Annotated in this window: 11 protein-coding genes; 5 read left to right on the forward strand and 6 right to left on the reverse strand. The window is 58.3% G+C overall.

Annotated elements, in window-relative coordinates; genetic code table 11:
- Positions 1-720 (forward strand): transposase (locus tag AMM33_RS19545; RefSeq protein ID WP_228768263.1); only part of this gene is annotated, 720 nt, incomplete at its 5' end.
- Between the two features lie 63 nt (positions 721-783).
- Here the strand turns inward: AMM33_RS19545 and AMM33_RS22615 are convergent.
- Positions 784-930, reverse strand: a complete 147-nt coding sequence (locus AMM33_RS22615; protein WP_228768264.1) for a hypothetical protein — start codon at positions 928-930, stop codon at positions 784-786.
- A gap of 92 nt (positions 931-1,022) precedes the next feature.
- Between AMM33_RS22615 and rlmB the strand changes: the two genes are divergently transcribed.
- Together rlmB and AMM33_RS19555 are read left to right on the forward strand one after the other, a co-directional pair.
- Complete coding sequence (gene rlmB, locus AMM33_RS19550) at positions 1,023-1,757, forward strand: 23S rRNA (guanosine(2251)-2'-O)-methyltransferase RlmB (protein WP_089960603.1); 735 nt, start codon at positions 1,023-1,025, stop codon at positions 1,755-1,757.
- A gap of 69 nt (positions 1,758-1,826) precedes the next feature.
- On the forward strand, positions 1,827-2,177 hold the full coding sequence (locus AMM33_RS19555) for a hypothetical protein (RefSeq protein ID WP_090142928.1): 351 nt from the start codon (positions 1,827-1,829) through the stop codon (positions 2,175-2,177).
- A 6-nt stretch (positions 2,178-2,183) separates the two neighbouring features.
- Here the strand turns inward: AMM33_RS19555 and AMM33_RS19560 are convergent, their stop codons facing one another.
- Genes AMM33_RS19560 through AMM33_RS19570 form a run of 3 tightly spaced genes read right to left on the reverse strand, consistent with a single transcriptional unit; the run spans position 2,184 to position 4,003 of the window.
- The gene (locus AMM33_RS19560) at positions 2,184-2,786 is read right to left on the reverse strand and encodes a chromate transporter (protein ID WP_090142929.1); all 603 of its coding nucleotides are present in this window, start codon (positions 2,784-2,786) and stop codon (positions 2,184-2,186) included.
- The gene (locus AMM33_RS19565; protein ID WP_090142930.1) at positions 2,783-3,379 is read right to left on the reverse strand and encodes a chromate transporter; all 597 of its coding nucleotides are present in this window, start codon (positions 3,377-3,379) and stop codon (positions 2,783-2,785) included. Before AMM33_RS19565 ends, AMM33_RS19560 begins: the two co-directional genes overlap by 4 nt.
- 24 nt (positions 3,380-3,403) lie before the next feature.
- Positions 3,404-4,003 (reverse strand): IMPACT family protein, encoded by a 600-nt coding sequence (locus AMM33_RS19570; RefSeq protein ID WP_090142931.1) that lies wholly within the window; start codon positions 4,001-4,003, stop codon positions 3,404-3,406.
- 306 nt (positions 4,004-4,309) lie between these two features.
- Here AMM33_RS19570 and AMM33_RS19575 point away from each other — a divergent pair, with 306 nt between their 5' ends.
- Complete coding sequence (locus tag AMM33_RS19575; RefSeq protein WP_090142932.1) at positions 4,310-5,419, forward strand: acyltransferase family protein; 1,110 nt, start codon at positions 4,310-4,312, stop codon at positions 5,417-5,419.
- Positions 5,420-5,528: 109 nt separating this feature from the next.
- Positions 5,529-7,913 carry a YgiQ family radical SAM protein gene (locus tag AMM33_RS19580; RefSeq protein ID WP_090142933.1) on the forward strand — a complete coding sequence of 795 codons (2,385 nt, stop codon included), beginning with the start codon at positions 5,529-5,531 and terminating at the stop codon, positions 7,911-7,913.
- Between the two features lie 212 nt (positions 7,914-8,125).
- Here AMM33_RS19580 and AMM33_RS19585 read toward each other — a convergent pair whose 3' ends face one another.
- Positions 8,126-9,817, reverse strand: coding sequence for a DUF262 domain-containing protein (locus tag AMM33_RS19585; RefSeq protein ID WP_228768265.1), 1,692 nt, complete (start codon positions 9,815-9,817; stop codon positions 8,126-8,128).
- A gap of 22 nt (positions 9,818-9,839) precedes the next feature.
- On the reverse strand, positions 9,840-10,251 hold a 412-nt coding region (locus tag AMM33_RS22620), incomplete at its 5' end, for a transposase (protein WP_228768266.1).

Consider the following 10,251-nt stretch of genomic DNA (forward strand, 5'->3'; position numbering starts at 1 on the left):
CACCAGTGTGGCGCTGACTTCAGTACAAACCAAAGCCGCTCAAGAAACCGCAACCACTGGCCAGGTGCACAGCGCCCCCACCACGTCGAAAACAGTCCAAGCCAAGGCATCGCAAGCCAGCACCACCGTCAGCCAAACGCAGGGCAGTGCCGCCACGGGCAGCACTGCAGCAACGAGACGCACGAATCCAAGACGGACGGTGATGCCCGGCTCTATCGCAAAGGCAAGACCGCCAGCGAACTGCGATTCAGGGGCCACACAAGGAAGGACAACCGAAACGGCCTGGTGGTCAACGCCATGGTCACGCAAGCGGACGGCAAAGGGGAGAGGGAAGAGGAGAAAGAGAGGAGCAACGAGGTGGGGCAGGCGAATGACGAAGAGAGAAGGACAACGCTGGGGGCAGACAAAGGCTACGACGCGCAAGAATTCATCAAGGCCTTGCAGCAGATGAACGTGTTGCCGCATGTGGCGCAGAACAAATCAGGGCGTAAATCGGCCGTACCCGATGCAGTGGCCGACAGTGAGGGTTACGCCATGTCGCGGGAAAAACGCAAGCGCATCGAACAAGGCTTTGGTTGGGCTAAGACTGTGGGCCACATGCGCCAGGTGTTGGTGCGAGGTTTGGAGAAAGTCGATCAGATGTTTGTGCTGACGATGACGGCCTACAACCTCACGCGACTGCGCACGCTGGAACAGGTGCGTCTGCAAGGTGCCCGATGAGCGAAAAAAGCAGGGATAGGTGCGTCAAAACGCGGTTTTGAAGCGTTCCAAACCACTGGAATTTCAAAATGCGAAATGAAAATCTGAAAATGCATCTTCGGGGCAAGGTGGCCCCTCTGAATCGTTGAGTATTTCAGCAGCCTGATAAGTCGGTCGTTTTTCCTGTAGGAGCCCACCTCTGTGGGCGATGGTTTGCAGGGCCTGTTCCATGCCCATCGCCCACAGGGGTGGGCTCCTACAAATAATGCCTATCGTTCAACTCTTGGATAGGCCAGGGTGGTGGGACCAACGATAATCCGGGGATGTCATCCCACAAAGTGCTGTTCGGCTTCCATGCCGTGGGCGTTCGCCTCAAGATCGCCCCCCAATCCGTTGTTGAAATCCATTACGAGGTCACCCGCCGCGACGCCCGCATGCGGCAGTTCATCGACAAGGCCCGTGACTCGGGCATGCGCATGATCGAGTCGGACAACGAGCGCCTGGCCAAACTGGCCGGTGGCCACGGCCACCAGGGCGTGGTGGCCGTGGTCGCGCCTTTGCCGCAAAACCATTCGCTCGATGACCTGCTCGACACCGTGCAAGGCCCGCCCTTGCTTTTGGTGCTGGACGGCGTGACCGATCCGCACAACCTGGGCGCTTGCCTGCGCGTGGCCGATGGCGCGGGCGCTCACGCCGTCATCGCCCCCAAGGACCACGCGGCCGGCATCAACGCCACCGTGGCCAAAGTGGCCAGCGGCGCGGCCGAAACCATGCCTTATTTCATGGTGACCAACTTGGCGCGGACCCTGGGCGAGCTCAAGGAGCGCAGCATCTGGGTGATTGGCACCAGCGGCGACGCGCCGCGCAGCATCTACCAAGCCGACCTCAAAGTACCCACCGCCTTGGTGCTGGGCGCTGAGGGCGATGGCATGCGCCAGTTGACGCGCAAAAACTGCGACGAGCTGGTCAGCATCCCCATGCGCGGTGCCGTGGAGAGCCTGAACGTCTCGGTGGCCAGCGGCGTGTGTCTGTATGAAGCTTTGCGCCAGCGCAGTTGACGGCATCCGTAGGTCGGTGGCTTCAACCCCGACATGACCCTTATAGCCATTTCACACAAGGAATTTTCCATGTTCCAAAAGATCAAACACACAGCCCTGATCACCACGGTCATCGGCGCCAGCTTGTTGGCCGCCTGCACGCAAGAGCAGCAAAACAAGATCAGTCGTGACATCCAGAACTGGACCGGCACCAACGGCGTGATGGAGGTCTATGCGGGTGACAAGGTCGTGCGCCGTTTTCTGAAGGTGGACAAAGTCAGCACGGCATTGGGCACCGATGACAAACAGCCACGCGCCTACCGTTTTGGTTATGGCGTGCTGGATGAAAACCTCAACATGCAGGTGGACCCGGGCGAGAAGAAGGTCTATTTCGAGGTCAGCGATTACTCGAACACGGTGTTCTTCGAAAACCCGCGCTGATCTGCCCTATACCCAGCCCATGGCCCCCAGCAGGGCACCCAGGCCAATCAGCCACAGCATGTGAATCTGTGTGCGCCAAATCACCAAAGTGGTCAGCCCCGTCAGCGCATACAGCGGCCAGTCACGCGCAGGCTCGTTGTGGCTCAGGGTCAAGAGCCAGGCCGTGGACAGCAGCAGGGCAATCACGATGGGCGCCATGCCCGACTTGAACGCCCGAATGCCGATGTTGTCGCGGTGCTGGTGCGCCCAGCGTGTGGCCGTGTAGGTCAGCACCGAAGACGGCAACATGATGCCCAGCATGGGCACCATCACACCCAGGCAGGCCAGGCCCACACGCAGCCAGCCGTCGGCCAAGCCTGCACCGGCATTCATGCCCACGTTGAACCCCATCAAAGCCACAAACAGGATGTTGGGGCCTGGCGCGGCTTGGGCCAGCGCAATCGACGAGGTGAACTGCGAATCGCTGAGCCACTGGGTTTCATCCACCAGATAGCGGTGCATGTCGGGCGCCGTGGTGATGGCGCCACCCACCGCCAGCAAAGACAGCGAGGCAAAGTGGTTGAACAGGCTCAGCCAATCACTGGCCGTCAAGGCAAGGACCGGATTCATGGCTGCGCTCCCGACGATGCGGCTTGTTTCGCCAGCTGCCAATAAGCCCAGCTGCAAGCCAGCAGGCCCGTGCCGAGCAGCACAAAGGCAAGCGGCCAGCGCATCACGCCCACCCCTACAAAACTGGCCGCTGCCAGGCCCATACACACCGGCATGCCCATGGGGTTGCTTTTGAGTGCGCCGATCAGTTTGAGGCCAACCGCAGCGATCAGCCCTGCGGACACGGCCCCCATCCCCCGCAAAGCGCCTTGCGCCCAGGCTGCATCCGAGACACCGCCAAAGGCGATGGCCAGCACAAGCACCACCACCAAAGGCGCGGCCAGCATGCCCGCCAAGCCCGCCAGTGCGCCGGGCAAGCCAAAGTAACGCCCCCCAATCATCAGCGACAGATTCACCACATTCGGGCCGGGCATGATCTGGGCCACGGCCCAGTCTTCGACGAATTGCTCGCGCGTCATCCAGCGCTTTTTCTCGACCAATTCACGCTGTACCACGGCCAGCACCCCGCCAAAGCCCTGCAAGGCCAGCCAGGTAAAAGACACAAACAAATCGGTTTTGGAGCGTGGTTGCTGCAGGGGTTGGTGTTCGGGCATGTTTCGGATTATCCCTGTGCGGGCTCACTCAAAGGTGTCACCATCCAGCCACACCAACTGCCCCCGGCCGCTTTCGCTCAGGCGGTGCATCAGGGCCGCTGCGTCAGACGCGGGCAGGGCAAAGCGCAAAGTGACCACGCTGCCATGCGTGACTTCTTGTAACTGGGCCTGGGCCAGCTCCACCTCGCGGCGTACCAGTCCTTCCAGCGCATAAGGCACGCTGCAAGCCAGCTCGGTTTTCTTGATCAAGGGGATCTTTTCGGCCGTCAGCAGCGCCTGCGCCACCGCATCGGTGTAGGCCCGCACCAGGCCGCCCGCGCCCAGCTTGACGCCACCAAAGTAACGCACCACCGAGGCCATCACGCCCTGCAAGTCCTGGTGCCGCAGCACGTCCAGCATGGGGCGCCCGGCAGTGCCGCCGGGCTCGCCATCATCATTGGCGGCTGACTGGCCGCCCGCCAGCAGCGCCCAGCACACATGCGCCGCATCGGGGTGCAGAGCCTTGAGCTGCGCCACCCGGGCCATCGCTTCTTCACGCCCGGGCATGGGCTCCACGCAGGCGATGAAACGGCTTTTCTTGATGATCAGTTCGTGGTGGGCGGGCGTGGCAAGGGAAAAGGGCATGGGCGATCAGCGGGGCAGGGCGGGGTTTGGAAATTCTGACTGTTTATCCGGCAAGCTGAAGTTTGAAATGTGTGCAAAATGTCATCTCGTAGGTCTGTACTCGCAGAGTCCGACATGATGGGTTTTGGCACTGGCCCATGTCGGGGTCTTCGACCGCCGGCCTGCAACATCCTTGAGCATTGAAAACTTCCCGGGGTCGAATCGATAGCCTCAGCAGGCTGGCTATTTCAACACGAGGGGATATTTTCGTGGCCAGACATCAGTCATGATCTGTATAGACGAACACTATTCAATTCACCATCGCCAATGAACCATCTTGATTCCAGGGACGAGTGGGTAGACGTTTTGCGGGGCTTGGTCGCGCTGCTGGTGGTGGTTCACCACACCGCCTTGATGTACGGCGCCATTGGGTCGTGGTTTTGGCATGAGAAAAGTCCAGACAACTCGTTTTCTTCGCTGCTGCTGACCGCCTTTTGCACGTTCAACCAAGCTTGGTTCATGGGCTTGTTCTTTTTGCTGGCGGGGGCTTATGTGCCGACGGCCCTCGCTCGCAAAGGGGCAAACCTGTATTTGCTGGATCGGCTTGTGCGCTTGGGCCTGCCGCTGCTGGTGTTTGGCTGTTTGCTGGGGCCATTCACCATCGCTTTGGCTTTCACAAGCAAAGGCTTTGCCATCCAAGACACGCTGATGGCGTTGTGGCGTCAGTCGCACTTTGAATCCGGCCCGCTGTGGTTTGTGGCGGCTTTGTGGGTGATGACCTGCATGATCACGCCGTTTGTGCCCTGGCTGCAACGTGTGCGCCCGTTTCCCTCCATGGCCATGATGTGGGTCGCAGCCTTGTTGGTCGGTGCCTCGGCCTTTCTGATTCGCTTGGTTTGGCCCGTCGGACAAACCTGGTGGATCGGCTGGCAATTGGGCTACTTCCCGGGTTATGTTTTGCTGTTTGTAGCGGGCGTGGCAGGCGCAAAGTCGCGTTGGTGGTTTGACGTGCCTGCCCCAGCGGCCAACACTTGGCGACGGGTGATGCGATGGTCGGTTTGGCTGTTTCCCTTGGTGGCCATCGCTGGCAGTCTCATCCCTTGGTTGGCTGGGCCAGCTGTGGGTGGTTGGAAAGTGCAGGCGTTCGTCTATGCATTTTGGGAGCCCTTGGTGGCATGGGGTGTCCTGTTGAGACTGCTGCGATGGGCCCAGCAGCGGTTTACCAGCCCGTCTGGCGCCTACAGGGCGATGGGTCAAAGTGCCATGACTGTTTATCTCATTCACGCCCCCATCGTGGTGGGTTTGGGTTTGGCGCTGCAAGGATTGGATTGGCCTGTGCTGCTCAAATTTGTTGTGAGTGCAGGACTGAGCGTCTTGATTTGTCTGATCTGCGCACAACTTTTGCTGCGATCAGCGGTCTGGAGGCGGTGGTTTTAAGGGTGATGTGCCTGTGTGTGGGGCAGACCTTGCCTGAGCACAATACCCACCAGCCCCGTGAGCCCACCCCCAAACCCCTACACTAGCGGGTTATCCCGAATGCCCGCCCATGAACGCCTTTGTCGACGTCTCTTTCTTCCCGCGTGACGCCAAACCGCTGACCAGTTACCGCAAGTTCTGGGCGCAGCGCTTTGGCACGGCCCCGTTTTTGCCGATGAGCCGCGAAGAAATGACCCAACTGGGCTGGGACAGCTGCGACATCATCATCGTCACGGGCGACGCCTATGTGGACCACCCCAGCTTTGGCATGTCGGTCATCGGCCGCATGCTGGAAAACCAGGGTTTTCGGGTCGGCATCATCGCCCAGCCCGACTGGACCAGTGCCGAGCCCTTCAAGGCCTTGGGCAAACCCAACCTGTTTTGGGGCGTGACCAGCGGCAACATGGACTCCATGATCAACCGCTACACGGCGGACCGCAAAATCCGCACCGACGACGCCTACACCCCGGGCGACGTGGGTGGCAAACGGCCCGACCGCGCCGCCATCGTCTACAGCCAGCGCTGCCGCGAAGCCTTTCCTGAAGTGCCCATCGTGCTCGGCGGCATTGAAGGCAGCTTGCGCCGCATCGCGCATTACGACTACTGGTCAGACAAAGTGCGCCGCTCGGTGGTGGTGGACAGCAAGTGCGACTTGCTGCTGTATGGCAACGCCGAGCGGGCGATTGTCGAGATCGCTCACCGCCTGGCCGCCCGCGAGCCGGTGCAACAGATCACCGACGTGCGCGGCACCGCCTTTGTGCGCCGCGAAACGCCAGAAGGCTGGTTCGAGATCGACTCCACCAGCGTGGACACGCCCGGGCATGTGGAGGCGCACATCAACCCGTATTTGATGATTTCGGACCAAGCGCGGGAGCAGGGCGCCACTTGCGCCCGTGAGGAAGAGGCCAAGGAAGTGGCCGAAGGCCACAACGCTAAAAACGTTGAAGCTGATTTGTCTGCCGCCGTGGCCCAAGCCCGCACCGTGCAAGCCGCTATTGAGCCCATCACTCAGCCGCTCACCTTTGTGCCCAACCCTGCACTGCGTGGCAAAGGCACCCACAAAGTCCCGCCGCGCGACAAGAGCGTCATCCGCCTGCCCAGCTACGAGCAAGTCAAGCAAGACGCCGTGCTCTATGCCCACGCCAACCGCGTGCTGCACCTGGAGACCAACCCCGGCAATGCCCGCTGCCTGGTGCAAGCCCACGGGGAGGGTGCCACCGCCCGCGACGTGTGGATCACGCCGCCGCCCATCCCACTGACCACGGCCGAGATGGACCATGTGTTTGACCTGCCGTATGCCCGCAGCCCGCACCCGCGTTATGCCGACGAAAACGGCAGCCATGACCACTCGACCAAAATCCCCGCGTGGGAAATGATCCGCTTCAGCGTCAACATCATGCGCGGCTGCTTTGGCGGCTGCACCTTCTGTTCCATCACCGAGCACGAAGGCCGCATCATCCAAAGCCGATCCGAAGAATCGGTCATCCGCGAGGTGGAAGACATCCGCGACAAGGTCAAAGGCTTCACCGGCGTCATCTCTGACCTGGGTGGCCCCACGGCCAACATGTACCGCCTGGGCTGCCGCAGCCCCGAAATTGAATCGGCCTGCCGCAAACCCAGCTGCGTGTTCCCCGGCATCTGCCAGAACTTGACCACCGACCACGGCCCGCTGATCAACATGTACCGCCGGGCGCGCAACCTCAAGGGCATCAAGAAGATTCTGATCGGCTCTGGTCTGCGTTACGACCTGGCCGTGCAGTCGCCCGAGTATGTGAAAGAACTGGTGCAGCACCATGTGGGCGGCTACCTGAAGATCGCGCCCGAGCACACCGAGGGCGGGCCGCTGTCCAAGATGATGAAACCGGGCATTGGCACCTACGACCGCTTCAAGTCGATGTTTGACAAGTACAGCGAAGAAGTGGGCAAAAAGCAGTTCCTCATCCCGTACTTCATCGCCGCCCACCCGGGCACCAGCGACGAAGACATGATGAACCTGGCCGTCTGGCTCAAGAAGAACGGTTTCCGCGCCGACCAGGTGCAGACCTTCTACCCCAGCCCCATGGCCACGGCCACGGCCATGTACCACTCCACCCGCAACCCGCTGCGCAAAATCACCCGCGACAGCGAAAAAGTGGACGTGGTCAAAGGCGACAAACGCCGCCGCCTGCACAAAGCGTTTTTGCGCTACCACGACGCCAACAACTGGCCCCTGCTGCGCGAAGCCTTGAAAGCCATGGGCCGGTCAGACCTCATTGGCAACGGCAAACACCATTTGATTCCGAGCTGGCAGCCGTTGGCCGAAGAAGGCTACCAAAGCGCCCGCAGGAAAAACAGCACGGGTGCGGGGGCCAAGTCGTCGGTGTCTTTGTCGACAGCGCCCAAGCGCATGGGGCAGCCGAAGAAGGGGCAGTTGCTGACGCAGCATACGGGGTTGCCGCCGAGGAAGAAGGTTTGATTGGTCTCAAATCAGGATTGTTGTTCCTGAGCGGTCAAGATAGTTGATATCAATCAAGGCTCACTATAAATGCTCAGTTGTCGTTCAAATTGCTGAATTTTTTGGTGCGCAATATAAACGTAGCGAACTTGTGGGGTCATATTTGAAGCTTATCGGAGGTAAAGTCGCGCCGAAGGCGTCGGCGCTTGACGAAATTGTTAAATTGTTGAACATCAAGGCGCGGCCCACGCCCTTTTTGCTATGGCTACATACATTGCCGTTCTCTCCATGATGTTGCTCTTCCCAAAATCTGTTACAGCTGACAACCCAGAGTTCGGGTTGTTTTGTACATATCTGGCTACGTTCGGATTGCTCTGATAGAAGGCATCGCAAAGCGTTTGCGTAAGGACATTCTCCGTTGCGTATGCCACCAACTTTTCTCTATATGGTTGGTCTTTAAGCGAACGATTTCTCGATCTCGGCAAGAGTGCGAGAGCCCCAATCAAGTTACGATGTTCCGCATAGTCCTTTGCATCGACGAAACCGTGGTTAGTCGGTAGCGCTTGCGGATCGAAGGCCTCCTTCAATAGGTGTTCAATGTCGAATGTCTTGTGTCTACGATCTCGCTGCCAGTATGTTGGAAACCCAACTCGATTTGTTAATGTAAAAGCCTCTTCTAAATTGTCTGCAATCCGAGCCAGCACAAATAGCAGATCAGACTTGTCAGCCTTCTTGTAGGTCAGCTTCGAAAGCTCTGGGATGATCGGCGCACTCTTCAGCCATTCCGCGCGAACATGGGACAGCAATTCTGCGGAAGTCTTGTTTCGAATCTCCTTGGCAAGAGTGAATGCAATGTCCTTCAAGTTGTCGTAATTGTTTTCCTTGCCCTCTATCGTTCGGATCGTCAACATCAGATCTATGAAGCGCGAAGCCAGTGAAATCTTCTTCTGCCAGTCGGTTACCGTATCTTCAACTTTTACCACCGCCAGAAGAATCATCGGCTGAAAGCTGAACTTTCTCACTGAGTTGTAGTAAAGACATTCGAATCCTGTCTTCAGGTTCGCTTCGGCATCCTTGATGAATGCATAGATTTCAGCGTATCGAGGAATGTCAACACGGACGAATTGAACGTAGCCGTCTGCGTTTTTAATCGACAGGTTTGAGATGTTGTCATCAAACCATCTGTGGTAAGCCTCACCAATGAGATCGAAATCGCCCGCAGGGTCTCCCTTTGCTTTGCCGCGCATTGTTGTAGCCCACTTTGCCCGGAATAAATTTCGGAAAAAGAGGGAGTCTTCCTCAGCCCCTAGCTCACGAAGTTTGTTTATTGTCTGGACCCAGATGGCGAGGCATGACTGGCTGTCGACAGCATTTGGTATCTTAGAAAGAATTTGACCCTTCAATAGGTCGATTGGCCCGAGGCGTAGACCTCTATCATTCATTGTGACGAAAACGCGGTGTGCCTCAGACTCACTGTTCACAGAAATATCAATGAGTAGCACTCGCTCCACCACATAGTCAATGAAGTACGCGATGGCCGCCTTTACGGTTGCGTTCAAAAGCGAGTCGGTTGTGCGCAATGCCTCCAAAAGTCGTCGGTCGCCATCGTCTAGATTAACCACGTCTTCAGCGTCGTCCATTGCTTCTGCAACGGTTTTAGTAGTATCCAGATAGCGATCAAATATTGCCTTGCGTGAATTTGAAAACTCAATTGCGTAGTCCATTGCACCGTAACTCACGCTGCCGAGGTATGTTGAAAGGTCGAGTGCGTTCCCAACTCTATGATCCTTTCGGTAGCGCTCCAAATACGCCAACAGTAGGAAGGTAGAAGTAAGTCGCTGTTGCCCGTCAATGAGCGGTTTCTTTCCGCCTTGCTCGGCAGAAGTGATGATTGATCCCAAAAAGTATGGGGCGTAGTCAGCCACCCAATCCACCGAACATAAGCCTCTACGCCTTGTAAGCCAAATGCGGATGCGGCTTTGTTTTGCTCGCAGGTCGTGGCCGAGATCGGCCTTCAACCCTTCGCACCAGATTGCCCTTGAGCAGTTCGATGCTCTGGGCGATGCACGTCGCAAGGGCGCTAGGCAGCAACAGCAAACGGGGCAGCATGCGTTGCATCAGGCTGGCCGCGTAGCTGCGGTTGCAGATTCGATCAGTGCGCTCTTGCATGCCACGGGCACAGTAACTGAGCAAAGCGCCCAGGTTGTCGGCCAACACTTTGGCGGCGATATCAATGACACAGGCTTGCTGGCTCAGGCCGCTGACGCTTTCGATTTTCAGGCGGTGCTTAAGGCGTTTGAAGGCTTCTTCGATGCGCCAGCGTTGGTGGTACAGCTGCCCAAAAACCTCAGCAGGAAAC

Origin of the sequence: Limnohabitans sp. DM1 (assembly GCF_001269385.1) — a bacterium.
Lineage (GTDB): Bacteria > Pseudomonadota > Gammaproteobacteria > Burkholderiales > Burkholderiaceae_C > Limnohabitans_A.

Bases quoted from the DNA above. Each gene is read 5' to 3' on its own strand.
- AMM33_RS22615 (WP_228768264.1), bottom strand. From the start codon at position 930: ATGGAACAGGCCCTGCAAACCATCGCCCACAGAGGTGGGCTCCTACAG.
- rlmB (WP_089960603.1), top strand. From the start codon at position 1,023: ATGTCATCCCACAAAGTGCTGTTCGGCTTCCATGCCGTGGGCGTTCGC.
- AMM33_RS19555 (WP_090142928.1), top strand. From the start codon at position 1,827: ATGTTCCAAAAGATCAAACACACAGCCCTGATCACCACGGTCATCGGC.
- AMM33_RS19560 (WP_090142929.1), bottom strand. From the start codon at position 2,786: ATGAATCCGGTCCTTGCCTTGACGGCCAGTGATTGGCTGAGCCTGTTC.
- AMM33_RS19565 (WP_090142930.1), bottom strand. From the start codon at position 3,379: ATGCCCGAACACCAACCCCTGCAGCAACCACGCTCCAAAACCGATTTG.
- AMM33_RS19570 (WP_090142931.1), bottom strand. From the start codon at position 4,003: ATGCCCTTTTCCCTTGCCACGCCCGCCCACCACGAACTGATCATCAAG.
- AMM33_RS19575 (WP_090142932.1), top strand. From the start codon at position 4,310: ATGAACCATCTTGATTCCAGGGACGAGTGGGTAGACGTTTTGCGGGGC.
- AMM33_RS19580 (WP_090142933.1), top strand. From the start codon at position 5,529: ATGAACGCCTTTGTCGACGTCTCTTTCTTCCCGCGTGACGCCAAACCG.